General features: G+C 69.8%; 27 protein-coding genes. 6 read left to right on the top strand and 21 right to left on the bottom strand.

All coding sequences use genetic code 11. The annotated features are described in order from the left end of the window. Window positions 1-12 precede the first annotated feature (12 nt). Entirely contained in the window at window positions 13-609 is a 597-nt protein-coding gene (locus VFW66_10745; GenBank protein ID HEX5387170.1) for a YetF domain-containing protein, read from the bottom strand. Between the two features lie 124 nt (window positions 610-733). Between VFW66_10745 and VFW66_10740 the strand changes: the two genes are divergently transcribed. After that, the gene (locus VFW66_10740; GenBank protein ID HEX5387169.1) at window positions 734-2,623 is read left to right on the top strand and encodes an ABC transporter ATP-binding protein; all 1,890 of its coding nucleotides are present in this window, start codon (window positions 734-736) and stop codon (window positions 2,621-2,623) included. Between the two features lie 36 nt (window positions 2,624-2,659). Here VFW66_10740 and VFW66_10735 read toward each other — a convergent pair whose 3' ends face one another. Further along, window positions 2,660-3,070: a PRC-barrel domain-containing protein gene (locus VFW66_10735; GenBank protein ID HEX5387168.1), complete on the bottom strand. Its 411-nt coding sequence runs from the start codon at window positions 3,068-3,070 to the stop codon at window positions 2,660-2,662. Between the two features lie 143 nt (window positions 3,071-3,213). Between VFW66_10735 and VFW66_10730 the strand changes: the two genes are divergently transcribed. Together VFW66_10730 and VFW66_10725 are read left to right on the top strand one after the other, a co-directional pair. After that, a complete protein-coding gene (locus tag VFW66_10730) occupies window positions 3,214-5,271 on the top strand; it encodes an elongation factor G (GenBank protein HEX5387167.1) in 2,058 nt (685 codons plus the stop codon). Further along, complete coding sequence (locus VFW66_10725) at window positions 5,268-5,654, top strand: DUF2784 domain-containing protein (protein ID HEX5387166.1); 387 nt, start codon at window positions 5,268-5,270, stop codon at window positions 5,652-5,654. Before VFW66_10730 ends, VFW66_10725 begins: the two co-directional genes overlap by 4 nt. On the opposite strand, the gene VFW66_10720 is transcribed toward VFW66_10725, so the two are convergent. The 4 genes from VFW66_10720 to VFW66_10705 all read right to left on the bottom strand — a co-directional run bounded on the left by VFW66_10720 (window position 5,596) and on the right by VFW66_10705 (window position 9,499). Then, window positions 5,596-6,609: a tetratricopeptide repeat protein gene (locus tag VFW66_10720; GenBank protein HEX5387165.1), complete on the bottom strand. Its 1,014-nt coding sequence runs from the start codon at window positions 6,607-6,609 to the stop codon at window positions 5,596-5,598. The two genes, VFW66_10725 and VFW66_10720, sit on opposite strands and share 59 nt — an antisense overlap. Window positions 6,610-6,624: 15 nt before the next feature. After that, window positions 6,625-7,257, bottom strand: a complete 633-nt coding sequence (locus VFW66_10715) for a hypothetical protein (protein HEX5387164.1) — start codon at window positions 7,255-7,257, stop codon at window positions 6,625-6,627. A gap of 24 nt (window positions 7,258-7,281) precedes the next feature. Continuing rightward, entirely contained in the window at window positions 7,282-8,547 is a 1,266-nt protein-coding gene (locus tag VFW66_10710) for a sigma 54-interacting transcriptional regulator (protein HEX5387163.1), read from the bottom strand. 76 nt (window positions 8,548-8,623) lie between these two features. Beyond that, the gene (locus tag VFW66_10705; protein HEX5387162.1) at window positions 8,624-9,499 is read right to left on the bottom strand and encodes a hypothetical protein; all 876 of its coding nucleotides are present in this window, start codon (window positions 9,497-9,499) and stop codon (window positions 8,624-8,626) included. Between the two features lie 249 nt (window positions 9,500-9,748). Between VFW66_10705 and VFW66_10700 the strand changes: the two genes are divergently transcribed. Next, a complete protein-coding gene (locus tag VFW66_10700) occupies window positions 9,749-11,368 on the top strand; it encodes a peptide ABC transporter substrate-binding protein (GenBank protein HEX5387161.1) in 1,620 nt (539 codons plus the stop codon). A 31-nt stretch (window positions 11,369-11,399) separates the two neighbouring features. On the opposite strand, the gene VFW66_10695 is transcribed toward VFW66_10700, so the two are convergent. The 6 genes from VFW66_10695 to VFW66_10670 form a co-directional block, all read right to left on the bottom strand. Next, on the bottom strand, window positions 11,400-12,560 hold the full coding sequence (locus VFW66_10695) for a KamA family radical SAM protein (GenBank protein ID HEX5387160.1): 1,161 nt from the start codon (window positions 12,558-12,560) through the stop codon (window positions 11,400-11,402). A 5-nt stretch (window positions 12,561-12,565) separates the two neighbouring features. Continuing rightward, the gene (locus tag VFW66_10690) at window positions 12,566-12,997 is read right to left on the bottom strand and encodes a GNAT family N-acetyltransferase (protein HEX5387159.1); all 432 of its coding nucleotides are present in this window, start codon (window positions 12,995-12,997) and stop codon (window positions 12,566-12,568) included. Window positions 12,998-13,059: 62 nt separating this feature from the next. Then, a complete protein-coding gene (locus VFW66_10685; protein ID HEX5387158.1) occupies window positions 13,060-14,073 on the bottom strand; it encodes an ATP-grasp domain-containing protein in 1,014 nt (337 codons plus the stop codon). Further along, window positions 14,070-15,182 (bottom strand): hypothetical protein, encoded by a 1,113-nt coding sequence (locus tag VFW66_10680; GenBank protein ID HEX5387157.1) that lies wholly within the window; start codon window positions 15,180-15,182, stop codon window positions 14,070-14,072. Before VFW66_10680 ends, VFW66_10685 begins: the two co-directional genes overlap by 4 nt. 128 nt (window positions 15,183-15,310) lie before the next feature. Next, a complete protein-coding gene (gene thyX / locus VFW66_10675) occupies window positions 15,311-16,063 on the bottom strand; it encodes an FAD-dependent thymidylate synthase (protein ID HEX5387156.1) in 753 nt (250 codons plus the stop codon). A gap of 28 nt (window positions 16,064-16,091) precedes the next feature. Beyond that, entirely contained in the window at window positions 16,092-17,729 is a 1,638-nt protein-coding gene (locus tag VFW66_10670) for an FAD-binding oxidoreductase (GenBank protein ID HEX5387155.1), read from the bottom strand. Window positions 17,730-17,842: 113 nt separating this feature from the next. On the opposite strand from VFW66_10670, the gene VFW66_10665 reads away from it, so the two are divergent. After that, on the top strand, window positions 17,843-18,637 hold the full coding sequence (locus VFW66_10665; protein HEX5387154.1) for a DUF116 domain-containing protein: 795 nt from the start codon (window positions 17,843-17,845) through the stop codon (window positions 18,635-18,637). Here the strand turns inward: VFW66_10665 and VFW66_10660 are convergent. The 7 genes from VFW66_10660 to VFW66_10630 all read right to left on the bottom strand — a co-directional run bounded on the left by VFW66_10660 (window position 18,618) and on the right by VFW66_10630 (window position 24,673). Then, window positions 18,618-19,247 (bottom strand): hypothetical protein, encoded by a 630-nt coding sequence (locus VFW66_10660; GenBank protein ID HEX5387153.1) that lies wholly within the window; start codon window positions 19,245-19,247, stop codon window positions 18,618-18,620. The two genes, VFW66_10665 and VFW66_10660, sit on opposite strands and share 20 nt — an antisense overlap. Window positions 19,248-19,251: 4 nt before the next feature. After that, complete coding sequence (locus VFW66_10655) at window positions 19,252-19,890, bottom strand: DUF2231 domain-containing protein (GenBank protein HEX5387152.1); 639 nt, start codon at window positions 19,888-19,890, stop codon at window positions 19,252-19,254. 78 nt (window positions 19,891-19,968) lie between these two features. Beyond that, window positions 19,969-20,865 (bottom strand): 3-hydroxyacyl-CoA dehydrogenase family protein, encoded by an 897-nt coding sequence (locus VFW66_10650; protein HEX5387151.1) that lies wholly within the window; start codon window positions 20,863-20,865, stop codon window positions 19,969-19,971. 23 nt (window positions 20,866-20,888) lie between these two features. Beyond that, the gene (locus VFW66_10645) at window positions 20,889-21,719 is read right to left on the bottom strand and encodes a hypothetical protein (GenBank protein ID HEX5387150.1); all 831 of its coding nucleotides are present in this window, start codon (window positions 21,717-21,719) and stop codon (window positions 20,889-20,891) included. After that, window positions 21,712-22,692 (bottom strand): slipin family protein, encoded by a 981-nt coding sequence (locus VFW66_10640; protein ID HEX5387149.1) that lies wholly within the window; start codon window positions 22,690-22,692, stop codon window positions 21,712-21,714. The genes VFW66_10645 and VFW66_10640 overlap by 8 nt, the downstream gene beginning before the upstream one ends. 18 nt (window positions 22,693-22,710) lie before the next feature. Further along, complete coding sequence (locus tag VFW66_10635; protein ID HEX5387148.1) at window positions 22,711-23,919, bottom strand: acetyl-CoA C-acyltransferase; 1,209 nt, start codon at window positions 23,917-23,919, stop codon at window positions 22,711-22,713. A gap of 10 nt (window positions 23,920-23,929) precedes the next feature. Further along, window positions 23,930-24,673: a zinc ribbon domain-containing protein gene (locus VFW66_10630; GenBank protein ID HEX5387147.1), complete on the bottom strand. Its 744-nt coding sequence runs from the start codon at window positions 24,671-24,673 to the stop codon at window positions 23,930-23,932. Window positions 24,674-24,871: 198 nt separating this feature from the next. Here VFW66_10630 and VFW66_10625 point away from each other — a divergent pair, with 198 nt between their 5' ends. Continuing rightward, on the top strand, window positions 24,872-25,234 hold the full coding sequence (locus VFW66_10625) for a hypothetical protein (protein ID HEX5387146.1): 363 nt from the start codon (window positions 24,872-24,874) through the stop codon (window positions 25,232-25,234). Between the two features lie 10 nt (window positions 25,235-25,244). Here VFW66_10625 and VFW66_10620 read toward each other — a convergent pair whose 3' ends face one another. Both VFW66_10620 and VFW66_10615 read right to left on the bottom strand, forming a co-directional pair. Further along, a complete protein-coding gene (locus VFW66_10620) occupies window positions 25,245-26,411 on the bottom strand; it encodes a DNA methyltransferase (protein HEX5387145.1) in 1,167 nt (388 codons plus the stop codon). Window positions 26,412-26,460: 49 nt separating this feature from the next. Next, window positions 26,461-26,999 (bottom strand): ribonuclease H (locus VFW66_10615; protein ID HEX5387144.1); only part of this gene is annotated, 539 nt, incomplete at its 5' end.

Here is a 26,999-nt window from a genome sequence, read left to right as displayed (position 1 = left end):
GCGGCGGGCCGCCTATCTCCTCCCCGCCAGCTCCCGCTGGATGTGCTCGATCCCCTCCATCAGCTCGCGGTGGCGGCGCTCGGCCTCGTCGGGACGGCGGCCGCGGAAATAGATGGTGCCATTGGGATAGAGGACCGCGTGATCGATTTCATCCAGGTCATCGAAGCCGCGCTCGTGCGCCTTCGCGATGAGCTCGCCGCGGCTGATGTGGAGGCGCGCCAGATCCGATTCCTCGACCCGGCCGCCGTCGATGAGGCACATGTCACCGTCCTCGCGAAAGAGCCGATCGATCGACGGGCCGCGATAGTAGTACCACACCAGTACCCAGTTCACGGTGAGCAGCGCGGCCGCGCCCAGCAGCCCGCCGGTGAGCGAGGTGTCGTTGCCGATGATCGCGTTCTGCACCGTGTTCGACAGCATGAGCAGCAGCACGAAATCGAACGGATTGAGCTGGGCGAGGATGCGCTTGCCCCACCGCTTGAGCCAGACCACCAGCGCCACGTACACCACCACGGGCCGAACCACCTTCTCGACTAGCGAGACCGGCGTGCTCGGCGCGCCGAAGTGGACCAGGTTGTGCCACAGGGTCGGCCAGAACGCGTTGATCATCGAGAGCTCCTCTCAGGCGGACAGGCGGACGGCGGGACAGGCCGTCAGAAACATCGGTGGTACTCGGAGCTCCTGTCCATCTGTCCGTCCGTCCGCCTGTCCGCCCGTGCGCCTAAATTCCGCCATGACCTTCCCCGCGGTGCCCCCGATCGTACGCCGGAATCACGGTCCGCGTAAGCCGGCCGCCGCGCCCCCCACCTGGCGCGAACGCCTGCGCGCCATGCGGCACCTCCCGCGCCTGCTGCGCCTCGTGTGGCACACCGAGCCGCGCTACGTCGCCGGCATCCTCGTGCTCCGGATCGTGCGCGCGGCGGTGCCGCTCGGCGTGCTCTGGATCGGGAAGCTCATCGTGGACGAGGTGGTGGACGCGGTGACCCGGAACGGGGGCCACGCCGACTGGCGCCGGCTTGGCATGCTGCTCGGGACCGAGTTCGCCATCGCGGTGACGGGCGAAGGGCTGAGCCGCCTCTCCGCGCTGCTCGAGAGCCTGCTCGGCGACCTCTTCGCCAACCGCACGAGCGTGGATTTGATGCGCCACGCCGCGATACTCGACCTGGAGCAGTTCGAGGACGCCGAGCTGTACGACCGGCTGGAGCGCGCACGGCGGCAGACGGTGGGGCGCATCGGGCTCTTCACGCTGCTGCTGAGCTCGCTGCAGGACGCAATCACGCTGTTCTCACTCGCCGCGGCGCTCGTGGCCTACGTGCCGTGGCTGCTCGTGCTGCTCGTGCTCGCGGTGCTGCCGTCGCTCCTCGGCGAAACCCACTTTGCCTCGCTTGGCTACTCGCTCCTCTATTCGTGGACGCCGGAGCGGCGCCAGCTCGACTACCTCCGCTACGTCGGCGCGAGCGACATCTCGGCCAAGGAGGTGAAGCTCTTCGGGCTCTCGGATTTTCTCGTGGGGCGCTACGACCGGCTGAGCCAGGAGTTCTACGATGCGAACAAGGCGCTCGCCGTGCGCCGGAGCGTCGTGTCGTCCGCGCTCGCGGTGGTCGGTACGCTCGGCTACTACGCGGCATATGTCGTCATCATCTATCTCACCGTGATCGGCCATCGCGGACCCGCCGGGCTCTTCACCATCGGCGTGCTCACCTTTCTCGCCGGCTCGTTCCGCCAGAGCCGAGATCTCATTCAACGCGTGCTGCTCTCGCTCTCGCAGGTGTACGAGCAGAGCCTTTACCTCGACGACCTGTTCAGCTTCTTCGCGGTCGAGCCCCGCATCCGTGCGAATCCGGGAGCGCGCAAGGTCCCGGTGCCGATCCGGCAGGGCTTCGTCTTCGAGCGGGTGGGTTTTGCCTATCCGGGCTCCGAGCACTGGGCGGTGCGCGGGCTCGACTTTTCGCTGGCCCCGGGCGAGCGGCTCGCGCTGGTGGGGGAGAACGGCGCCGGCAAGACCACGCTGGTGAAGCTCCTCGCCCGGCTCTACGACCCGACCGAAGGGCGTATCCTGCTCGACGGCGTGGACCTGCGGGAGTACGACGTGGACAGCCTCCGGCGCAACGTCGGAGTGATCTTTCAGGACTTCGTGCGCTACGATCTCATCCTGCGGGAGAACATCGCGGTCGGCAACATAGAACGCCGCGAGGACGAGCCCGCGATCGAAGGCGCGGCCGAGCGTAGCCTCGCCGACTCGGTGGCGCGGCGCCTGGCCGATCGCTACGACCAGATGCTGGGGCGGCGGTTCGAGGGCGGGGTCGATCTCTCGGGGGGCGAATGGCAGAAGGTGGCGCTTGCGCGGGCGTACCTGCGCGAAGCGCAACTGCTCATTCTCGACGAGCCCACCGCGGCGCTCGATGCACGGGCGGAATACGAAGTGTTTCTCAGGTTCTCGGAGCTCACGGCGGGGAAGATGGCGGTGCTCATCTCGCACCGGTTTTCGACCGTGCGCATGGCGGACCGGATTCTGGTGCTCCGGGACGGGGAAATCGTCGAGCAGGGGACGCACGAGGCGCTGGTGGCGGAGGGTGGCCTCTACGCGGAGCTGTTTTCGCTGCAGGCGGCGGGGTATCGATAGCGCCGCGTCCGGGGCGGCTCCGGCGCGATGTCGCGCCTAGAAATACGGCCCCCGCATATACGCCGGCCCCCAGTAGGGCGGCATCTGGTAGTAGCCGTGGAGATCCGCCAGGTAATGCTCGTCCACCACCGTCGGGTCGTACCGCGGTGCGGCGGCCACGTGCTCGCGGTGCCGTCCGACCCGCACGTGCTCCGGCGTTACCTCGTCCACCGCTCCGCTCGGGATCAGGAACCGGGTCTCACCCAGCCCAAGAAATCCACCCGACGACACTTGAAGAAACCGCACCCGCCGCTCGGCGGCGTCGATCAACAGATCGTCCACCTCGCCGATCTCCTCGCCGTCCGCATCGAGGACCTTACGGCCCCGGACGTCCCAGACCGGGTTCTCCAGGGCAAGATCGGTGTCGCTCAGGTGCAGCAAGGCACCCGCATCGCCGGCTGATTCCATGGCACGACTCCCTCACGCGTGTCACAGCAAGGTGCTCGCCGCGCGGCGCCGGCAACGTGACCGCCATCACGCTGCGCCTGATTTGACATCGGCGGGCCCGCACCGCAAAATGGAAATTCACCATACCCGAGGAGGTGGCGGCCATGAAGGTCTATGGCTCGAACGCCATCAGGAACGTCGCGCTGGTCGGCCATGGAGGCAGCGGCAAGAGCTCGCTGGTGGATGCCCTGGCCTTCGTCTCCGGTGCGAGCCGCAGACACGGCTCGGTCAAGGACGGCACCGCGCTCACCGACTACTCCCCCGACGAAATCGAACGCCAGCACTCCATCAGCCTGAGTCTCGCGTACGCCGAGTGGCTGGATACGAAGATCAACCTGATCGACACCCCGGGCTATCTCGACTATTTCGGCGAAGTGGTCACCGGCCTTCACGCGGCGGATGCGGCGGTCGTGGTCGTGAACGGCACCGCCGGCGTCGAGGTCGGCACCGAGAAGGCGTACGAGGTGTGCGATCAGCTGCACCTGGCCCGCATCCTGTTCGTCTCCGCGATGGACAAGGAGCACGCCGACTTCGAGCGCGTCTTCCAGGACGTGAAGACGCACCTCACGCCCAAGGTCGTCCCGGTCGAGATTCCCATCGGCGACGGGCACGACTTTCACGGCATCATCAATCTCTTCTCCGGGCACTGCCACTTCTACAAGCACGGCACCAAGACGGGCGAGTACGACGTGGTGCCGGTGCCGCCGGAGTACCAGGCGCGCTTCGACCAGTACACCGAGCAGCTCACGGAGACGGTCGCCTCGACCGACGACACGCTGATCGAGCGCTATCTGGGCGGCGAGCCGATCGCGCGCGACGAGGTGATCCAGGCAATGCACCGCGGCATGCGCGAGGGCGCCATCGTCCCGCTCTTCTGCGGGAGCGCCGAGCTGACCTACGGCGTGCGCGCGCTGCTCAAGAAGATGGTGGAGCTGTTCCCCTCGCCGCTCGAGGCGCCGCTGCCCGAGGGCGCGCCCAAGGACGCGCCGCTCCTGGGCCGCGTGTTCAAGACCGTCTCCGAGCCGCACGTGGGCGACGTGAGCTTCTTCCGGCTCTACGCCGGCGAGCTCAAGAACGGCGACGAGGTCTGGAATGCGGAGCACGAGGTGTCGGAAAAGCTGAATCACCTGTCGGTGCAGCAGGGCAAGGAGCGCATCGAGGTGGAACGGCTCTCGGCCGGCGACATCGGATCGGTCGCCAAACTCAAGAACACGCATACCGGCGACACCTTCTGCCGCCGCGATCACCCGGTGCGGCTCCCGCCGATCCCGTTCCCCGCGGCGGTGGCGACGTCGGCCGTGATCGTGAAGCAGCGCGGCGAGGAGGACAAGCTCGCGGCGGGTCTGCACAAGCTGCACGAGGAGGACCCCACCTTCCATTTCGAGTACAGCTCGGAGCTGGGCCAGACGCTGATTCACGGGATGGGCGAGCGTCACTTCGAGACCATTCTCGGCCGGCTGGCGCGCAAGTTCGGCGTGCACGCGGACCTGGTGCGGCCCAAGGTGGCCTACCGCGAAACGCTCAAGGGGCGCGCGGAGGGCCAGGGCAAGCACAAAAAGCAAACCGGCGGCCGCGGGCAGTACGGCGACTGCTGGATCCGGCTCGCGCCGCAGGCGCGCGGCTCGGGTTACGAGTTCGTCGACAGCATCGTGGGCGGCGTCATTCCCAGCAAGTACATCCCGGCGGTGGACCGCGGCATCCAGGAAGCGGCCGAGCGCGGCGTCATCGCCGGCTATCCGCTGGTGGATTTCACCGCCGAGTGCTTCGACGGATCGTACCACGACGTCGACTCCAACGAGATGTCGTTCAAGATGGCCGGCATCCTCGCGTTCCGGATGGTGGCGCCGAAGGCGCGCCCCGTGCTGCTCGAGCCGCTTTCCGACGTCGAGGTGTGGGCGCCGGAAGACGTGCTGGGCGACGTGATGGGCGACCTGAGCTCACGCCGCGGGCAGATCCTCGGCACCGAGCAGGATGGGCGGCTCACCAAGGTGCGGGCGATCCTGCCCGAGGCGGAGCTCTACCGATACTCCACCACGCTGCACTCGATCACGCACGGGCGCGGCACCTATCGGCAGGCGTTCCGCGGGTACGCCGAGGCGCCACCGGAGGTGGCGGCCAAAGTCGCCGAGGAGAATCAGAAGGAGCACGCGGCCGCGTCGTGATCGCCGATCTCGTCGTGCTGTTTCACGTCGCGTTCGTGCTGTTCGTGGTATTGGGTGGGCTGCTGGTGCTTCGGTGGGGGTGGGTCGCGTGGGCCCACCTCCCAGCCGCCGCCTGGGGGGCATGGATCGAGTTCAGCGGGCGCGTCTGTCCGCTCACTCCGCTGGAGAACTCGCTCCGGCTTGCGTCCGGCCAGCCGGCGTACGCGGGAGACTTCGTGGGTCACTACATCCTGCCGGTGCTGTATCCGGCGGGACTCACGCACGGCGTGCAGGTGGCGCTCGGCATGTTCGTGGTCGGGCTCAATCTCGCGATCTACAGCGTCGTCACCGCTCGCTCGAGGCGTCCCCCTCCCACTTCTCCGCAAAGTCGGCCAGCCACTTGACGGCGCCGAGGACGCCGAAGAGGCGGACAGCTTCGACGCGGCGCGCCTCCGCCTCCTGGCCGCGGCCCGCGGCCCTGAGCGCGCGCGCGGCGACGGCCACGCACTCGGCCTGCTGCAGCGCGCTGCCGTGGGCGAGCGCCGCCGCGTGCGCCGCCTCCGCTTCGCTGAGGGCGAGCGCTGCATCGCCTTCGTTGAGCGCCATGAGCGCACGCAGGCGCGCGGCTTCGGCGAGCCCGATCTCGTCGTGCGCCTCCGCCGCGATCTGGGCGGCGCGCGCCAGCTCGCGCCGGGCCACCGCCAGCTCGCGCCGGTCAAGGTGGATCTCGGCCCGCCCCATCATCGCCTGCGCGACGAGCGCGCGCTCCTGCACTAACTCCGCGTGGCGCACCGCCTGCGACGATGCCTCCTCCGCCTCCGACCACTCCTCCTGCTGCCGGAACACGACGCCCAGGTTGTGGTAGGTCTCCGCGGTGCCGCGGCGGTCGCCCAGGCGCTGGTAGCTCAGAAGCGATGCGCGGAAGAGACTGAGCGCCGCCGCCAGCTTGCCCTGCTGGTGCACCGCGCTCGCGAGATTGTTGGAGACGCGGGCGGTCATCAGGCTGTCGCCGAGCTGCCGTGCAAGGTGCAGTGCGCGATCGAGCTGGCGCACGCCGCCGGTCAGATGGCCCTGCTCCAGGGCCAGGATGCCGAGCAGGTTGAGCGCGCGCATCTGGCCATCCGCGTCGGCGCGCGCCTCGAAGCCGTCGAGCGCCGCCTCGGCGTGCGATGCCCCCGCCCGCCAGTTGCCCACCCGCGTTGCCGCCGATGCGGCGAGCAGCAGCAGCTCGGGGCGTCGGCGCACGCCCGGATCCTCGGCGCGCTCGAACGCGGCCAGCGCATCCTGAAAGCGACCCTCGGCCATCAGCGCGCGAAGCTCGCGCGCCGGGTCAGGTGAGGGAGAGGAACCGTCGGGCACGCGCGGGCTCCGGTGTCAGAACGCGTACGCGTAACGGGTGAAGCCGGTGATCAGCGACGTGCCCGTGCGCCCGCTCACGCTGCGGGTGGTGGGCAACTGTACGAAGGGATCGCCCGGCGTCTCCTGTCGCCAGATCGAGAGCTGCTGCTCGATCTGGGCATCCGAAGCATTGACGTTGCCATCGTCGTTCAAATCCAGATCGGCCTCGCCGTAATCGAGCCGCAGCTCGGCCGGGTGGGCCGGATCGAACTTGAGCCCGCTCGGCTCGAGCTGGAGCAGCAGCTGTTTTGACAGCGGGTCGGCGAGCCCCATCGTGACGGCGACGCACTCGCCGTCGGCGATCGGAGTTCCGTCGGGCCGAGCGAGCAGCGTTTCGTTGTCGAGCTTGAGCCGGGCGAACTCCTCGCCCTCCGTCCCGCCGATGCCGGCAAAGAAGAGCCGTCCTTCGGCGTTCGTTCCCTTGCAGGCGTTGAACGTGACGCTGTTGGCGAGCAGCGGCGGCGCGTCCGGCGCGAGGGTCACGATCCGGAGTTCGTTCTGCGGGCGCGGTGTGGGCGGCGCCGTCGAATCGGAGCACGCCGCCACGGCCGCGGCCGCGAGCAGGCTGGCGAAAAAAGGGCGAATCGATCGGAACGGGAACGAACGCATTGGTGATTCTCTCCAAGTCTCGGGTCAGGCGTCGTCGCTCAGGCCGTCGAGCAGCCGCTGGAGCCGCGGGCGCGAAATCGCGAGCCGGCGCGCGGCCTCGCTCTTATTGCCGCCGGTGAGCTCGAGCATCCGGGCCGCCGCCGCGCGCGCGAGGGCGGCGAGATCGGACGGAAACGGCAGCGCATCCGGCGCGCGCGGCCCGGGGCGCTGATCGGCGGAGGGCGGCTGCAACTCTTCGGATCGCAGCGTGCCCGGCGGCGAGAGCACGAGCGCCCGCTCGATCGCGTTGCGAAGCTCGCGCACGTTGCCGGGCCAGGGGTGCATCCGGAGCAGCGTGCGGCCCTCCGGCGTGAGTGGCGGCACCGGCAGACCGTAGCTCGTGGCAAGGCGCGCGAGGAACGTCTCCGCGAGGAGCTCGATGTCGCCGTCGCGCTCGCGCAGCGGCGGGAGCGTCAGTGCCACGACATTGAGCCGGTAGAAGAGATCTTCGCGGAACTCTCCCCTGCGTACCGCGGCCGCGAGATCCACGTGAGTCGCACCGATCACGCGGACGTCCACCGTCCGCACCGCCTGGCCACCCACCCGCCGGATCTCGCGGCCTTCGAGGGCGCGGAGCAGCTTGGGCTGCAGCTCGATGGGCAGGTTGCCCACCTCATCCAGAAAGAGCGTGCCGCCGTGCGCCATCTCGAAGAGCCCCGGCTTGGCGGCGATGGCCCCGGTGAACGCACCCTTCTCGTGCCCGAAGAGCTCGCTCTCGAGCAGCGTCCCCGGAATCGCGGCGCAGTTGATCTCGACGAACGGGGCCGCCGAGCGCGGGCTGTTGTAGTGGATGGCCCGGGCCAGCAACTCCTTGCCGGTCCCCGTCTCGCCGCCCACCAACACGGTCACGTCCGGGTGCGGCGCCACCCGCGCCGCCTGCGCGAGGGTCCGGTGCAGCGCCGGGCTCCGCCCCAGGATGGCCTCGAAGCCGGCGACCCTCCGCTCGGCGTCGGCAAAGCGCACCGCATCGCGATGCCCCCGGGCCTCGCGCAGCTCGCGCTCGAGCGAGCGGCGCAGCAGGTCGAGATCGTCCGGCAGCGCGAAGTAATCGCGCGCGCCGCGCTGCAAGGCCGATGCGGCGATGCGATGATCTGGCGCGCCGCCGACCAGATATACCGGGCCCGGTGAGGCTGCCAGCTCGGCGACGGTCTCGAGCGCCGCAGCTTCCTCGCCGCCCGCGAGCACGAGAACCAGCGCGGCGCCGGCCGGAGGCGAATCGCCCCCTGCCGGCGCCCACTCGAGCAAGTCCACCCCGATCTCGGCCGCCAGTCCCGTTAAGGCCGACCGAAAGCTTTCGGAGAGGCGCACGAGCGCGATCCAGATCGAATCAGCCGTTGGTCCCGTGGTCGTCCCTCCCGTCCTCGTTCGCATCCTCGAAGGCATGGAACGATGCCTGGATGTTCTGTTGCACGCGGCTCTCGTTGGGCTGGCCGTCGTTGGCCGACGACGGATCGATCAGCGCCCCGGCGCCGTCGGAGAACCACTGGCTCACGTCCACCAGCACCGTAAGGTCGGTAGTGCCGTTGGCGGCGAGCGTCACCGGGGGCTCGAGCTCCAGCTCTTCGACGGCCGTGATCGCGCTGTTGAACGTGAACGGCGCGCCATTCCAGGTGCCCTCGACGTGGATGCTCACGCCGTCGAATCCGGGATCGGTCTGAAGGAACGCGGCGTCGTTCGACCCGGTGGGCTTGTGAATCTGGAACTCGACCCTGTCGTAAGTGCCCGCGTCGAGCGGCACCGAGATCGACTGCTCGGCGCCCGCCGTCGCGACCGGCACGTCGAGCAGCATGGGGCCGAGCTCGGCTTCCTCGCAGTCGTCTTCCACGCCGTCGTGGCCGTGATCGTCACCAGGCTCGGCCTCGCCGCTCCCGTTGCCCCCGCCGCTTCCCTCATCGGTGTTGATCTCGACGGGCATGGGCAGGTCGGCACACACCGACACGCCGGTACGCTTGAGCTCGATCTTTCGAAGCACAACCTGGACCCTGGTCAGCACCAGCGTATTGGTGCCATCGGAAAATGTCCCCGGCGTCGGCGACGTGATATCGAAAGACGCGAGGCGCGCGCTCGGCGCGCCGCTCGCGCGAGAGGCCAGGCTCATGGTCATCCGCCCCTGCGGGCCCGGCGCGGTCGTATCGCCGCTGCACGCCGCGAGGACGAGGGCGCCCGCGAGCAAGGCGGCCGCGAGCGAGCGAGAGGTCTGCATGGTCATGCTCCGTGAGAAGGTGGAAGTACTGCCGCACCCGCCCATGGCAAACCGGGGACCGCCCGGTTGTCTCGCAGTAAGCTCTTGAGGTAGATTGGCTTAGCCGAACGCGCCAGACTCGCGGCGCTGCCGGCTCACGCACACAATAATACAGACTGTAACGCCGCGTTACAGCGGCCGTGCCGTTCTTTTCATTATATAAGCGCGCGCTATATAAGCGCGCGCTCGCGCTCGGCCTCAGGGGGAGTCATGCCGCACGGGTGGCGCGAGATGGTGGCGATATGTATGGCGGCGGGCGCGGCGGTGGCGGCGAGCGGCTGCCGGGAACGGGCCGATGGCGCGGACCGCGGTCGCGCGGCCGTCGTGGTCGCGGCGACGGGCGAGCCGGTCACCATTTTGCCCCCGCTCGCTGACGAAACGGTGGCCCGCGACATCGGCGACATGGTCTACGAGCGACTCGCCGACCTCGAGCCCGGCCGGCCGACCATCGACTCCACCGCGTATCGCCCGCGCCTTGCCGAGGGTTGGGAGCGGGTCGACGCGCGCACGTGGCGCTTCCACCTCTCACCGACGGCGCGCTGGGCCGATGGCGCTCCGATTACCGCCCAAGATGTGCGGTTTTCATTCGATGCGTACGCCGACTCGGTGCTCGACTCGCCCGCGCGCCCGAACATCGCGGGGCGCATGACGGTGACCGCGGAGGATTCGGCCACGGTGCGGATCGCGTTCACCGAGGCGTATCCCGAGCAGCTCTACGACGCGACGTACCACGTCCGAATCATGCCGGCCCACATCTGGGCGGAAATTCCGCGCAAGGAGTGGGCGGCGGACACCGCACTCGCGCATCTCGTGGGCAGCGGCCCGTATCGGGTGACCGAGTGGAAGCGCGGCCAGTATCTCAAGCTCGGCGCCCGCGACGAGGCCCGGACCAACATCCGCGAGCTGGTCTGGCGCTTTGCCCCCGATCCGGAAGCCACGCTCAACCTCATCCTGAGCCACGCCGCCGATCTCATGGAGTTGGCCGCGACGCCCACCGGCGTGGCGCGCGTGGAGCGCGACACGGCCTTTCGCGTGGTCTCCTACCCCTCGGCCGCGTATGGCTTCCTCGGCTTCAATCTCGCCGCGCCGGGTGCCGGAGGTAGAACCCGGCTGGCGCTCACCGATCGCGCGACCCGGCGCGCGCTCGCGATGGCCATCGATCGGGCGTCACTGGCGCATGCGGTGCTCGGGCCGCGCGCCGTGGCACCGCCGGGTCCGATGTCGCGCCTGCTCTGGATCTGGAGCGACAGCATCCGGACGATTCCGTACGACACCGCCGCGGCCCGGCGCGCGCTCGATGCCGCAGGTTGGCGCCTGCGCTCCGACGGCGTCCGGCACCGCGGCGGCGCCGCGCTCGCCTTTGACGTGCTGGTGCCCGCCACGAGCACCTCGCGCCGGCAGCTCGCCATCGCGCTGCAGGAGGCCTGGCGCGCCGTCGGCGCGCGGCTGACGGTGACGGCGGTGGACTTTCCGGTGTTCCAGGAGCGTTTGGGGCAGGGAAAGTTCGACAGCTACATCGGCGCCTGGCTCGACGAGCCGAGTCCGCGCGGCTTGGCCGATCAGTGGACCCGGGTGGGGTGGGGCGCGCTCAACTACGGGCACTATGCCAACCCGCGATTCGATTCGATCTTCACGCGGGCCACCCGCGAGGGGGCGCCGGAAGCCGCAGCGCGCCTCTACCGCGAGGCGATGGACACACTCAATGCGGACGCGCCCGCGATCTTTCTCTATTCGCCTGACAACTCGGCGGCGGTGAGCCGCCGCCTGGGGGACGTGGCCATCGATCCGTATAGTTGGCTCAGCGCGCTCCCGCGCTGGACAGTGCACTGAGCATCACGCCCCCGGGGGTATCGGGCCGGCGCTACGCCGACTTCCGCCGAATCTTCGACTGTCGCTTGCGACGCGGCGCCTCAAGCGAAAACTTGGGCGGCACGAAGAACTCCGGGTCCGCGCCCACCTCGACCGGCTCCTGCGGTTGCTTGTAGACGAAGCGCCTGCCCTGGAAGTTGCGCAGCACCACCTCGTCCTCGGTGATCCGCTCGACGTACTCCGGCAGCAGCGGGATCTTGCCGCCACCGCCGGGCGCGTCGATCACGTAGTACGGCACCGCGAGGCCGCTGGTCCAGCCGCGGAGGGCCTGCATAATCTCGAGGCCACGCTCGATCGGCACCCGGAAATGCTCGGCGCCGGCCACCTGGTCGGCCTGGTAGATGTAGTAGGGCCGCACCCGCGCCATGAGCAGCCGCTGCATGAGGCGCCGCATGACGAGCGGATCGTCGTTGACGCCGCGGAGCAGCACCGTCTGGCAGCCGAGTGGAATGCCGGCGTCCGCCAGCATGCCAAGCCCGTGCACGGCCGCGGGTGTCAGCTCGTCGGGGTGGTTGAAGTGCGTGTTGATGAAGAGCGGATGGAACCGCCGCAGCATGGCGCAGAGCTCCGGCGTGATCCGCTCGGGAAGATGGCAGGGAACGCGGCTCCCGATCCGGATGATCTCAATGTGTGGGATGGCCCGGAGCCGGGTGAGGATGGCCTCGAGCCGCCGGTCGTTGAGCAGGAGCGGGTCGCCACCGCTCATGATCACGTCGCGGATCTCGCTGTGCTCCTCGAGATATCGGAAGGCGCTCTCGAACTGCGACATCGGGATCTTCTGCGGATCGCCCACCTTGCGCCGGCGGGTGCAGAAGCGGCAATAGCTGGCGCAGACGGGGGAGACGAGAAAGAGCGCGCGGTCGGGGTAGCGGTGCGTGATGTTGGGCACCGGGCTGTCGCGATCTTCGCTCAGCGAATCGACGATGCCGTCCACCACCTCGAGCTCCTCGACCGTGGGCACGTACTGCCGCCAGATCGGGTCGTCGGGCGACTGGATGAGCTCCAGCATCGCCGGCGAAATCCGGAACTCGAAGTTCTCGGCGGCCTGACGCAGCCGATCCAGCTCGGGAAAGTGCTCGGGCCCGAACCGCTCCGCGAGCGCGTCGAGCGAGTGTATCGAGTTCTTTCGCAGGACCTCTTGCCAGCTCTCCATTGACGTCACCCGTTCGTGAGAACCTTGGTGTAGACGACGAGATCGTCGCCCGGGGCATAGAACTCCGGAATCCGCCCCGCGCGTGCGTAGCCGCGGGATTCGTAAAAGCGCCGGGTGGGGCCGTAATCCGCGCGGCCGGCGGTCTCGACCACGACCAGCCGTGCATGGCCCCGGAGCCGCCGCTCCATCTCACCCAGAAGCGCGCTGCCGATGCCGGCGCGCTGCCAGGGCGGATCCACCGCCATCCAGTAGAGATCGTAGGTGCCGAGGGTGCAGGGCGTGGGCCCCCAGCAGATCCAGCCGGCGAGCGTGTCGCTCACATCGGCACCGAAGGCGAGATAGTCCGGAGATCCCGCGACCGCGCCGTCGAAGACCTCGAGGGCCACCGGCACTTCGTCCTCGCGGAAGAGGCGAACCGCGCGAGTGATCGCGGCCACGCGGTCGCGATCGGCGGCCGTGAGGCCACGAAGCCGGGGCGGAGCGGCAGCCAGGGTGTGTATCAGGCGGCGGGCACCCCACTCGCAAGCGCCGCGGCAAAGCGCGCGCTCCGGGAACGCTCGAGCGCTTCGTCCACGATCGCGTGCACCAGGTCGTCGTAGGTCCAGCCGGCGGCGTGGGCCATGCGGGCGAGCCCGGCGCCGCTCGAAAGGTCGGGGCAGGGATTCACCTCGAGCACATACGGCTCGCCGTCGGCGCTGAGCCGGAGGTCCACCCGTCCGTAACCCTGCGCATCGCAGAGGAGCTCCCACGCGCGCCACGCCGTCTGCACGATCCGGCGGCCGAGCTCGGCGGGCACCTCAGCCGGGCAGACGGGCATGGTGCCGAGATCGTCGAGGCTGCCGCTGGACCACTTGGCGGCATAGGTGACGATCGGCCAGCTCCCCGCCGGCATGGCGTCGAACCGGATCTCGGCGAGCGGCAGCGCCTGCTTGCCGATGAATCCGGCGTTGAATTCGCGGCCCGCCACGTACGCCTGGACCAATACCTCGTCGAACTGCTCCGTCATCTGCGCCACCCGCTTGCGCAGCGCCTTGCGGCTGGTGCAGACGGCGCTCGCGTCGATGCCGACGCTCGCATCTTCGGCCGCGGGCTTCACGATGGCGGGCAGGGGGAAGTCGGCCGGGATGCGATTGGCGCCCTGCGCCAGCACGAACGCGGGCACCGGCACGCCGGCGTTGGCGAGCAGCGTGTTGGCCACGTGCTTCCGGTGGCACACGCTCACCGGCCACGCGCGGCAGCCGGTGAACGGCAGCCCGGTAAGCTCGAGGGTGTTGACGACGTAGTCCTCGAACCGCGCGTGCCCGTTGATGCCCTCGCAGAGGTTCACGATCACATCGGCCCGGCGGGCGCGCGAGAGCCAGTGGAACCCGCCGAGCCGCACCGGCACAAGGCCCACCTCGACGTCCCGCCGCCGGAGCGAGGCGCGGACTTCGTGCACGTTGCTCAGCACCGCGGCCACGTCCTGCGGCGACCAGTCCTCGCTGCCCGCGTCGTAGATGACCGCGGCTCTCACGAGGCAACCTCCGCCAGGAGCGAACGGCCACTGATCCGGCGCCAGGCGATGTCCGCCACGGTGCAGATCAGCTCCTCATATGACATCCCGGCCGCGGCGGCGGCCTTGGGGAAGCAGGAGTTCTCCCGCGGGTCGGGGAGGACGCCGGGGAGCGGATTCAGCTCGACCACCATCGGCCGGCCCGCGACATCGCAGCGGAGATCGACGCGGCACCAGTCGCGGCAGTCGAGCGCGGCGTACGCGGCGAGCGCCACGGATCTCAACTCTGCGGCGAGCGCCTCGGGGACCTGCGCGGGGCACTCGAAGATGGCGAGCGGCCGCTCCGGCGTGTCCCACACCCACTTGGCCTCATAGCCGTAGATGGGCGGCGCGCCGGCCGGCAGACTGTCGAAGCACATGCCCACGATCGGGAGGCAGCGCGCCTCCTCACCGTTGCCGAGAATGGCAACGGTGAACTCGCGGCCGGGCAGGTAGGTCTCGATGAGCACCGGCTCGCGGTACGTCTCGAGCAACGCGCCCACCTGCGCCACCAACTCGGCGCGATCACGGCAGAGGCTTCGCACGCTGACGCCCTTGCCGGAGCCCTCGAACGCCGGCTTCACGAAGAGCGGAAACGGGAGCCGCGTGCTCCGCGCGTCGGCCACGCTGCGGGCGAGGCGGAAGGGCGCGGTGGGCACGCCGTGCTGCTCGAAGATTTCCTTGGCGCGGCCCTTGTGAAGCGCGAGTGCCAGGGCGAGCGGGTCAGACGCGTGGCACGGCACGCCGAGGAACTCGCAGATGGCCGGGACGTGGCTCTCGCGGTTCTGACCCACGAGGCCTTCGGCGATGTTGAAGACGAAATCCGGACGATAGTCGAGCAGCCGCTGCGGAAAATCCTGATCGGCCTCGAGGCGGATCACGTCGCCCACCGTGGCGAGCGCGCGCTCGACCGCGTCGATCGTAGCGGGCTCGTCCCACTCGATGTAGAGGTCGGGCTGCTGGAGATCGGAGCGGAGCGCCCGGCTGATGGGCTCGTGTGATGCGGGAGACTCGGCGGTCGCCCCGGCGGTGGTGGCCGGAGCCTTTGGCTTGACGTTGAAGGCGAGTCCGATTCGAACTGGCAGAGGCACCCTCTACAAAAAAGGCCGTCCGCACGAGACGAGCCGAGTCGGGTTGAGTTACCTCACACCAATAAACTAAGAACTGCCGGAGCGACGCACAATAGTTTTTTCAGGATTGGTCGCGACTTTTTTCTCGCTCACACCTTGTGATAGGCGACTCGGCCGGCGTCTGCGCCGTCCGCGGCGCGGTAGATCTCGAAATCACGGAAGAGCGCGGGCGCTTCCGCCGCGAGCACGTTGAGACAGGCCACCGCCATGCGGCGGATCTCGAGCTCCGCGCCTTCCGCGAGTCGCAGTTCGAGCATGGTGCGCCAGGCGCGGACGTTGGCGCTCGCGACGATCTTCGTCTCGGTCGCGTTGGGCAGCACGCTCCGCGCGGCCTCGCGCGCCATCTTCCTGCGGTGCACGCGGTCGCTCTCCGACGCGTAGCGCGCCATGAGGTCGGCCACGGCAGTCACGTAGGCCGCCTGCGCCGAAGTCACCTGCTCCGTCCACGCCGCCTCGAGCGCGGCGTCACCTTGAACCGCCGGCGGCATCACGAACGCGGCCTGAGACTCGTCGACGTACCGTTGTGAGAGCTGAGAGTAGCCGAAGCCAGCGCGGTGCCGGACCAGCTCGTGGCTGCACGAGCGCGAAATCCCTTCGATCAGAAGGACGTACACGGCGTGCTCGAAGACCGAGCCGTGCCCCTGCTTCAGGATGTTCTCCAGGTACTCGGCCGTGGTGCGGCCGGCCGGGTTGTGCTGGCTCATGTAGCAGAGCCGTCCGGCGAACTCGGCGAGACGCTCGCCGCCCGAAGCCGCGCCCCTCCATTCGACCGCGAGGTGCGCGGGCTCGATGAACTCGGGGCGCGCGACGAGGGTGACGCGGGGCTCGCGGAAGATTTCCATGGGCGTGTCTCGGGTTGGACTGCTGAGTTTACCGGCGACGGCGGCGATCCGCGAGTGGAAGCCGGGGTGTTGCGTAGCCCGCATGCTGCTCGATCTCGCGCAGCGCGCCGGCGATGTCCGCCGGCAGCGCCGCCGCCGAGCTCCCCGCCTTGAGCCGGCCGATCGGCGGCTCGCCGGACGGAAGGATAACGCCGGGATTCAGGATTCCCAGGGGATCGAAGCTCGCCTTTACCCGGCGGAAGAGCGCGACGATCTCCTCGCCGTAGATCCGCTCGAGGAGGCTCGCGCGAAGGCGACCGGTGCCGTGCTCGCCCGAGGGTACGCCGCCCATGCGCACGACTGCGTCGCTCACCTCGTCGAGCAGACCGGCGATCGCCTGCTCCCAACCGCTCCGTGCCAGCTCGGGCAGCACGTTGACGTGGACGTTGCCGTCGCCCGCGTGGCCGAAGACGACGACCTGGAGCCCGCGCGCCTCCGCCGCGCGCCGCACCGCAGCGACGTACTCGCCAAGCTTGGGCACCGGCACGCAGGCATCCTCGATCACCTGGAGCGAGCGGCGATCGGGCGGGAGACTCGCGAGGATGGGGCTCGCCGCGTGGCGGAGTTGCCAGAGGCGCTCGGCGCCCGCGGGCGAGAGCGCCGCGTCCACACCGAAGGCGAGCGGGCGCGCCGCCGCCACCGCCCTCCCGACGGTCTCGCGGAGGCGTGCCGCGTCCTCATTCTCGAATTCGACCAGCAGCACGGCCTCGGCGCCGCGATTCCCGGTGAACGCGTCGGTGCCGGGGGCGGCCACCAGCTCGAGAAACGTCCGGTCGAGCAGCTCGATGGCCGAAGGCTCGAGTGCGAGGAGTCGGGCCACCACCTCGGGGAGCGCCGCGTATTCCGCCAGGATCACGCGGAGCCCTGCGCGATGGGGCGGCACCGGATCGAGCCGCCATTCGACCGCGGCGATGATGCCGAGGGTACCCTCGGCGCCCACCACGAGGTCGAGCGCGTCGCCGCTTCGAAGCCAGGCGTCGAGCGCGTAGCCGGAGGAGTTCTTCCGAACGCGGGGAAAGCGGCTCGAGATGAGCGGTGCCGCGGCGCGGATGGCGGGCGCCGCGTCGTGCTCGAAGCGCGCGAGCGCCGCGGGCCCGGACCGAGTTTCGCCGCGGCGCCGGAGCGACGCAATGTCACCGTCGGCGGTGACGAGCTCGACGCTCTCCACCCACGCACGCATGCTGCCGTAGCGCACCGACCGCGCGCCGGCGGCGTTGGTCGACACGACACCGCCCGCGGTGGCCCAGCGCCAGCTCGACGGGTCCGGTGGCAGGCGCAGGCCGAGCGGCGCGGCGGCGGCCTCGAGCGCACCGAGCGATTCGCCGGCGCGCATCACGGCGCGCCGTGCGGCGGCGTCCACGCGGAGCGCCGGCCCCGCCATCCCAGTAACGTCGACCACGATGCCGTCGCCCACGTTGCCACCCGGCATGCCGCTGCCCGCGCCGCGCGGCACGAGCGGCACCCGCTTGTCGGCCGCCCAGCGCACGAGCGAGACGAGATCATCGATGTCGGCGGGAAGGCAGACGGCGCGCGGCACGATGCGATAGATGCCGGCGCCCTCCGCGTACGCGGCCCGCGCCCGGCGGTCGGTTCGGAAGGGGCCTCGGACAGGAGGAGTGCGCCGCATCGCGGAAAGCTAAACCGCCCGGGCCGGGCCCTCGGCCGCCTGCATTGCGCCTGCGGCATCGTGGCCCGCCGGCCTTGCCAAGCGCCGGGCGACCCGTGAGAATATCTCTTGCCATGGCCGACGCACAGCGGGCGCAGCTCATCCACATCGATGTCGACCGGCGGCTCGGGCACGAGTGGGACGAGTGGGACGGCGCCCCGCTGCCCAACCGCGGAAATTACGATTCCGCGCCGGTGCTCTTCTTCGCCTGGTCGGCGGCGGCGCTCGCTGTGGCCGGCCTTCTCTCCGCCTTCGCCCTCTATCTGCTCGGGCCCCGGCTCGCCCTCGTCCATCGCCTCATCCCGCGTGTGCTCTGGGCTGCATGGGCGGCGGCCGGCGCGCTGCTCATCCTCTGGTGGGCGTTGCTTGCGATCGCCTTCGCGAGGGGCAAGGCCATCCTGCCGGAGCGGCTCGCCGAGCGGGGGCTCTTCCTCCGTCTCATGCGCCTCACGTCGCGCGTGGCCAATCGCTTCGGCCGGCGCGACTGGGTGGAGAACGCGGCGGTCAAGGTTTACAACGCGCTGGCGCTCACCCGATCCCGCAAGGTCGGCACCGGCGAGCTGCTCCTCCTCATCCCCCGCTGCCTCTCCAAGGAAACGCTCGACGGCGTGCTCGGCATCGCCGGCAAGTACGGCGTTCCGGTGTTCGTGGCGACCCGCGGCCAGCTCGCGCGCCGAGTGATCCGCGAGCGCCGCCCGCGCGCGGTGGTGGCGGTGGCATGCGAGCGCGACATGGTGAGCGGCCTGCACGACGTCGCCGGCAAGGTTCCGGTGCTCGGGCTCACGATGACGCTGCCCTGGGGACCCTGCAAGGATGCGGGGCTCGACCTCGGCCGGCTGGAGGAGTGGGTCAGGGCCTACGTGGTCTGATCCGGCTCGAATCGGCTCGGATGGAATCGGCGGCGGGCGGAGCGATCTGGAACGAATCCACGCGGACCGAGTCGGGCCGAGTGGTGTCCCCGGTCGCCGGAGCAACGGCGGCAGCGGGCGCCGGCTCACCGTAGCGGCGGACCAGCTCGTCGAGCGCCGCCTGTACCCGCTTCACCACCACGTGGTCCGACGGCACGATCTGCTCGAGCTCCCGGCTCGGCACCGCCGGATTTGAAACTCCCCGGAATACCGTTTCCACGTCCAGGTCGCTCTGGCCCACGCGCGCCGGATCGATGAACGCGCGCACCTTCACCACATCCGGGCCGAGCGGCGAGCGGTCGGTCGGCGTGCCGGATTCGGCGTCGAACCATGGCGTCTCGAGGTAGCCGTCGCGCGGCTCGATCTTCGTGACCGGAATCGAGTCGCTCCGCAGTCCTTCGGCGAGTCGCTGTGTCGCGTCGCGGACTGGGAGGTCAACGCTCGCATGGACCGCCTCGGGGAGCGGCGTGATGTCGGGACGAGCGGTGGACATCACGCACGCGGCCGCAAGAGCGCCGCCGAGCACGCCGGCAACGGCTCGTCGCGTGGCCGTGCGCCGGTGCCCGCGCATCGCGTCAGTGCTCGTGCGGCGGGGTGCCCGGCGGATGCTCGTGTCCGGGCGGCTCCAAGGCGGCGGAGTCGGCTGCCGGGGTGCCCGGCGCCCCGCGCTCGTGTGCCGAGTCGCCCTCGGCTGCGTGAATGTGGTCGGCGCCCTCGGCGTCCTCGCCGTGGTGATGGTGCCCCTCGGCCCGGTTGCCGAGCTCGGCCCTGAGCATCGCGTTGGGCACGCCGGCCGCGTGCTCGAAGACGAGCTCGCCGCCGTGGTGACCTGTCGCCGCGAGAAAGCCGAAGCCGACGAAGCCGAGAAAGAGCGCGGCATACCGCTCCGCCATTCCCATGCGCCGCTCGCGGATCAGGCGCCAGATCAGCAGCACCGCAAAGATGCCGAGCGTGATGAGCGCGAGCTCCTTGTGCTCTTCCATGATTTCGTGGATGGCCGGCCCGTGGTCTATGTGGTCCTCCGCTTCGAGCCCGGCGAGCACGGTCACCCCGGCACCGATGGCACCGAGCACGAGGATGAGCAGACTGGTGCCGTGCAACCGCTCGCGCTTCAAGACGATCGCCGCGAGCTCCAGTGCCACCGCGAGCGAGAGCAGGGCGACCGGGAGCGCGGTGAGCATGCCGTGCACGCGGGGCCAGTCGTAGCCGAGCATCGGGTCTCCGGAAAAGAGGGCGATGACGTGTGCCGCGGGACCTGCGCGACCCGTGAACGGTAACACCGTTCCGGGCACTCAGTCGAAGGGGACGGGCACCGGCGGGTCGGAGGTGTAATCGTAGAAGCCGCGGCCCGTCTTCCGGCCGTGAAGGCCCGCCAGGGCCATGCGGCGGAGCAGCGGGGGCGCGGCGTAGCGGGTCTCTCTGTATTCGTCGAACATGATTTCGGCGATGCGCACCGTGGTATCGATGCCGACGAAGTCGAGGAGCGTGAACGGTCCCATCGGGTGTCCGGCGCCGAGCCGCATGGCGAGATCGAGATCGGCGACGCTGCCGACGCGGCGCTCGAGCGCGCGCACCGCGTCGAGCAGATAGGGCACGAGCAGCAGATTCACCAGGAAACCGGATGTGTCCCGCGCCGCGACGGGCTCCTTGCCCAGGCTCCGCACGAACGCCATGCCGCGCTCGAACGTTTCCGCGCTCGTGGTGATGGCGCGGACCACCTCCACGAGCGGCATGATCGGCACCGGATTGAAGAAGTGCAGCCCGAGGAAGCGGTCAGGGCGCGAGGTGCCGGCCGCGAGCGCGCCGATCGTGAGGCTCGACGTGTTGGAGGCGAAGATCGTCGCGGGCGGGCAGCGCGGGTCGAGCTCGGCGAGGAGCGCCCGCTTGAGCTCGAGGTCTTCGGTGACGGCTTCGATGACGAGGTCGCAGTCGGCGAGTGCCGCGAGATCGGTGGTGAACGTAAGGCGGGCAAGCGCGGCGTCCCGGCCGGCGGGCGGGAGCTTTCCCTTCTCCGAGAGCTTCGTGAGCGAGGATGCGATGGCCGCGCGGCCGCGCTCGAGCGCGGCCGGCACTACGTCGCGCACGACGGTCGGATATCCCGCCGCCGCGCTCGCCTGACCGATGCCGCTCCCCATGAGCCCGGAGCCGAGCACGCCGACCCGCTTCACGCCGACCGCGTCAGCCGCCATGCGCGCCGCCTTCCGTCAGAACGTCATCGACTGAGCGATCGCCGGATCTCGTCCGCCAGAAGCTCGATGATCCCCGCCGTGCGCGGGGGAATGCGGTGGCTCGGCTTCACGCCACCCTGCTCGAGCTGGTCGAGCGCGCGCTCGAGTCCGAGCAGCACTCGCCGCGGCACCGGCCGGTACTGTCGGACCGCCGACCAGCCGATCGCCACGCCGATCGGGAGCGGCACCAATGCCACGGGCAGCAGTGCGCTCAGCGCGACGAGCGTGGCACTCGCCGCCGCGCCCGCCCCCACCGCGGTGGCGGCGCCGCCCAGATGCGCGGTGCGCACCGGGCGCACGTCGGCCTCGAGCGCCACGTGCTGGTAGTCGTCCTCGAGCGGGGTGAACGTCGCGCTCACCGTGCTCGCCTTCGAGAGCATGAGCGGCCGCCGCCCGCCGATCGCGCCGGTGGACCGCCGGATGGCCGCTTGGAAACCGCCGATCGGCTCCCAGGTGATCCACCCGGGCTGCTGCCGCTGCACGCAGAACAGCTCCTGCTGTTCCATCCAGCGGAGCAGCGTCTGCTCGAGCGCTGCCTGGTCACCGCGCACCACGCGGTGGGTCCGCACGACGCCGGGGCCCGCGAGCCTGGTCCACGCATCGGCCTCCGGCTGGTCCGGCAGCCGCGCGTTCTCCTCGAGCAGCGCCTGTTGCAGGTAGCGGCGCGGAATGCCCACGTCGCGGCCCAGCGCCATCACTTCATCCGGCGTCAGGCTCTCGCCGATCTCCCGTCCGCTCGTCTGCAGCTCGGCGGCCCGGCGGATGATCCGCTCGAGCGCCGCCCGGTCGAGCCGGCCGGGTGGCTCCTCACCCATCCTGCCCCTGGCCCGACCGCTTGGCCGCATCGACCCTGAGCTGCTGGATGATGTCGTTGATCTGGTCCGACGGCATGCCGCCAGGCTCGGTTGCCGCATGGCCGAGGACCTTCTGGATTTCGGGCGGAAGGTCGCTTGCGCCGGGCGCGCTTGCGCCGGGTGCGGAGATCTGCGGCAGCGGCGCCGGCATCGGAGTTTGCGCGGCCGATGGGTGCCCGGTGCCCGCGGCCGAGGCAGCGGCGTTGATGAACGGCCGAAACATTTCGATCGGAATGGGGAAGAGTGTGGTGGAATTGTTCTCGGTCGCGATCTCGGTGACCGTCTGGAGATAGCGCAACTGGATCGCGTTTGGCTCGGCGCCCAGCGTGCGCGCGGCCTCGGCGAGGGTCTGGGACGCTTGCAGCTCGCCCTGCGCGGCGATCACCTTGGCCCGGCGCTCGCGCTCCGCTTCCGCCTGTCGCGCCATCGCGCGCTTCATCTGGTCGGGGAGGTCTACGTCCTTCACCTCGACCGCGGACGCCTCGATGCCCCATGCCTCAGTGCGGGTGTCGATGATCCGCTTGAGTACGGCGTTGATCTTCTCGCGGTCGCTCAAGAGCTCGTCCAGCTCCACCTCGCCCAGGACCGAGCGAAGCGTCGTCTGCGCCAACTGGCTCGTGGCGTAGAGATAGTCCTCGATCTCGATCACCGCCTTGGCTGGCTCGGCGACCTTCATGTAAAGGACGGCGGTCACCTTGACGGAGACGTTGTCGCGGGTGATCACGTCCTGCGGCGGGATGTCCAGCGCCATGACCCGAAGCGAAATCCGCTTCTGCTGCACAAAGCCGGCGGGGAGAAATACCATCCCCGGCCCCTTCGTGCCCCAGACGCGGCCGAGGAAGAAGACGACGCTGCGCTCGTACTGCCGGATGACGCGAAGGCTCAGAAACACATAGCCCACCGCGACTGCGATACCGATGCCGAGAAGATCCACGAAACCTCCAGGTGCGTGCTACAGGGCTTCGACCACGATCGCGACGCCCTGGCCGCCGCCGATGCAGGCGCTGCCCAGGCCGTAGCGCCCGCCGCGGCGCCGAAGCGCGTGCAGCAGGTGCGCGGTGATACGGGCGCCGCTCGCGCCGAGGGGATGGCCGAGGGCGATCGCGCCGCCGTCGACGTTGGTGCGCTCGCGAGGCAGACCGAGCTCGCGCTCGACGGCCAGGTACTGGGCGGCGAACGCCTCGTTCACTTCGATCAGGTCCATCGCATTGAGCGTGAGGCCCGCGCGCGCGAGCGCCTCTCGCGCGGCGGGCGCGGGTCCGATGCCCATGATTGTGGGATCGACGCCTACCACCGCCCACGCGACGAGCCGGCCGAGCGCTGCCAGGCCGCGCTCCTCGGCGGCGGCCCGGTCGGCCAGCACGAGCGCGGCCGCGCCGTCCGCGATGCCGGAGGCGTTGCCCGCCGTCACCACGCCGTCCTTGCGGAAGACCGGCGCCAGCCGCGCGAGCGCCTCCGCGGTCGTATTGGGGCGCATGTGTTCGTCGGCGGCCCAGTCCTCGGCGCGGCGGCTCTTCGGGTGGGGCACGGGCACGGCCGTCACCTCGCCGGCGAACATGCCGCCTTCCCACGCGGCGTGCGCGGCCTGCTGGCTCCGGAGCGCGTATGCGTCGGCATCGGCGCGCGTGATACCGTAGCAGTCGGCCAGCCGCTCGGCGGTTTCGCCCATTGGAAGACCGCAACCGGCGTCGGTGAGCCCCGCCCAGAGCGAGTCCTCGAGCGCGCCGGCGGCGCCGAGCTTGAGTCCCCAGCGCGCGCCGCGCAGCACGTGCGGCGCCTGGCTCATCGACTCGGTGCCGCCCGCGAGCACCACCGATGACTCGCCGAGCAGAATCTGCCGCGCGCCCTCGATCACGGCTTCGAACCCGGAGCCGCAGAGGCGGTTGAGGGTGATGGCGGGGCGCTCGATCGGCACCCCGGCCCGGATTCCCACATGCCGCGCGAGGTAGGAGGCGTCCGCCGAAGTCTGTTGCACGTTGCCGAGCACGACGTGGTCTACATCTTCGGCCCCGAGCCCGGAGCGGGCGATCGCCGCACGCGCCGCGGCGGCGCCCAGGTCGGTGGCGGTAAGGTCGCGGAGCGCGCCGCCGAACGCGCCGAATCCGGTGCGTACGCCGGAGAGGAAGACGACCTGTCGCGCACCGTCGCCGGTGCTGGTCATTGGATGCTGCTCATTTCGACGTCCCTCCTTCACCCACGGCCGCGCCGCAGACGATGCAATGCCGCCAGCCGAGCTCGATCTCGCCCTGGCACGACGGGCAGTGCAGGCCGGCCTGATTCTGCCCGCACTGGGGACAGAAATTTACCTGACGTCCGCCCGGGAGGGTGGCGCCGCAGTAGAGACACATCGGGGCGTCTGAGTCCGGGGTTTCCGGAGCCGGAGCCGCGGCGGCCGGGGTCAGCACGGCGTCAAGCGGCAGCGGCTCGGCGATGTCGAGCTCCGGCTCCCGCTCGTCCTCGAGGCCGGGATCGACGGGCGATGGGATGTGTACCGGGGGAGCGTGCGCGTGCGCCGGTGCATGCGTGCGCTCCTGCACCGGTGCGGGCGGCGCGTACGCCGCGTGCGGGTCCGCCGAGAGCGCGCCGCGAATCGCCGCAACGGAGAGCGATACGAGCGCGTCGCCATGCCGCTCGAGCAGCGCGAGGTCGGGATTGGAGCCGGTCAACTCGAGCTTGAAGCGCGCCTGGATCTCCGCGGGTTCGGTGCGCGCAAACCCCCCTTCACCGGCGGAAAGCCGGAGCACGAGCACCTCGTAGTCTTCGCTGCTTGCGACGCCGAGCGCGCGGCGATGAGTCCGGTATGGCAGGATACTCTGCTGCAGCTCAGCGATCGAGAGCGGGGCCTCGAGCCGCGCTGGATCGGCCGCGGCCAGCGTGGCCACGAGGTGCCGGAAGAAGCGCTCGAGGTCGGTCACTCGCCCTCGGGAAAGGTGGTTCGCTGGTGCGGGTCAGGGCAGGTTAGAGATGGCGTCGCCGGGAGTCAAGCGGAGGGCGCCGGGTGGACAGCCGCAAATGCCGCCGGTATCGTCCTGTCACCGCCACGATTCAGCTTGTCTCCCTGCACGCCGCTGCTGTCTGACATGCTCACGGCGAGTCTCGCCAAGCATTCGCGGGTGCTCACCGAGAACCGATACTTCAACGGTCATCCTGACCTGATCGTCAACGGCGTGCATGCGGACAACCGCGTGAAAGCCGGAACCGAAGGCATAGAAGTCAAGACCACGCGGAAGTCCGGCGGCCAGGTTGACACGCACGGTGCAAGGGATCAATGGATGTGCGTGTTCGTGTACGCGGTCGATACGAACACGGAGCCCGCGCGGGCTCGCGCCCCGATGGCCTTCACCGAGCTTTACCTCGGGCGTGTGTCTGTCGCCGACTTTCGGAAGAATGCCCGTGGCGAGCTGGGGACCCGGACTGCAACATTGCATCGCGAGGGAATGGAGATCCTGCGCAGGAATTGGATCTACCGTGCGTAGATCCACCGCGTCAAAGCGCCACCAGCTTCGGTATCCCCCGGCGAGCCGCCTCGTAGTACACCGGGTCTTTCTCGATCCCAATACTTTCGTAACCCACGGCCTCCGCTGCGGCCAGCGTCGACCCGGACCCCGCGAATGGGTCAAGCACTACGCCTTCCGCAAGGGGCAGCACGCCGCGCACCAATGGACGCAAGAATGCCTGCGGCTTGAGGCTTGGGTGCGGGGCCAAGGCCCGTTCCGCCTTGCGCGTTGGAGCGGATCGGATCACATCGCCGAAAGGCCGGTCCTTGGAAGGGCGGCGGAATCCACCTGTCTTCCATGCCCGCAGATTGTCTTGCACCCGACCCTGCACGGGCTTCCGGAAGAGCAGCCAGGGCTCCCACATCGAACGCGGCATGACGCTTACGCCGCTGAACTGCTCGTGCGCCGCCTTGGGCCGGTCGCCGCCACGCATCGTCATCACCAGCCGCACGATCTCACCGCGGCGCTCCAGGCCGGCACGCGTGAGCGCCGCGGCGACCACATACGAGACCAGCGGATTGCTCGCAACGACCACGTTGGCTCCGGGTACCAGCGCCGGAGACAGCAGCCGCGCCCACGCATAGAAGAACTCGGCTAGCAGTGCCAAATCGTCGGGCGTAAGCACGGTGAATCGGGGCAGGGGGGAGCGCTTAGTGCCATCGAACGACGGCGGGATACGCCAGATCCCGCCTTTGCCGGCCCGCAGCTTCGCCTGCTCCTTCGACGAATACTCGACGAGTCCATACGGCGGATCGGTCACGACTGCGTGAACGCTGTGCGCCTCTCGCTGCTCGAGCCACGCGAGGCAGTCGCCGCGGATGAGCGTCGCTCGGCCGTGCTCAAACGAGGTGTGGGCGTCCTGGTATGAATCGAGATCGAGTGTGTACGGCGCGATCGCATGCTCCTTCAGCGCGATCGCATGCTCCTTCAGGACGTATTGGGCCCGACCGGCTCGATGGAACACTTCGGGGGTATTGAGCCTTAGATACGACCGAATGGATGAAGCGGGAACCGGTCCGAGTCGCCGGTGAATGGCAGATTCGATCTCTTGCACCGACGCGCCAGTCGGTCGCTGCGCGAGGGCGGCGACGATCGCGTCGCGAACTTGTCCCGGGCGGTACTTGGATGTCATCGCGGCGGCTCGGGCGGAGACCACGCGAATATAGACGTCTAGACGTCAGCCGCAAGCTCGAAAAAGCGCGCGCTCAGCGCCGCTCCGCCAGCCGCCACCGCTCGCCCGACGCCAGTCTCGCTTCTATCTCCGCAAACGCCCCGTCCGCATCGTACCCCACGTACCGCCCGCGCTCCCGCTCCCGCGCGAGCCACGCCGCGAACCCCGACGCCACCGCCCCGCCGCTCGCCGCACCCCGCCGCGCCGCATCCACCGCGAGATCGTTGGCATACTCGTTCTTGGGATGACCCGTGTGGCCGCGCACCCAGGTCCACTGCACGTCATGCCGCGCGGCCGCTGCAGCCAGCTCTTGCCAGAGCGCCAGATTCTCGATCGCGCCGCCCTTCCGCCGCCAGCCGCGCGCCGCCCAACCGGGCGCCCACTCGCGGATGCCCTTCACCAGATACTCCGAGTCGGACACGAAGAGCGCCCGCGGCCGCACGTCCATCGCTCCGAGCAGGTCGAGCGCCGAGAGCGCCCCAGCCAGCGCCATCCGGTTGTTGGTGGTGTCGGGATCCGAAATGAAGAAGTCGCGCCTCTCAACCACGGATCCGGCGCGCCATTCGATCAGCC

The sequence above is a fragment of the Gemmatimonadales bacterium genome (assembly GCA_036279355.1).
In the GTDB taxonomy this organism is placed as follows: Bacteria; Gemmatimonadota; Gemmatimonadetes; order Gemmatimonadales; family GWC2-71-9; genus DASQPE01.
Note: the sequence above shows the minus strand (reverse complement) of the source record. Positions and strands in the feature narration are given on the sequence as shown.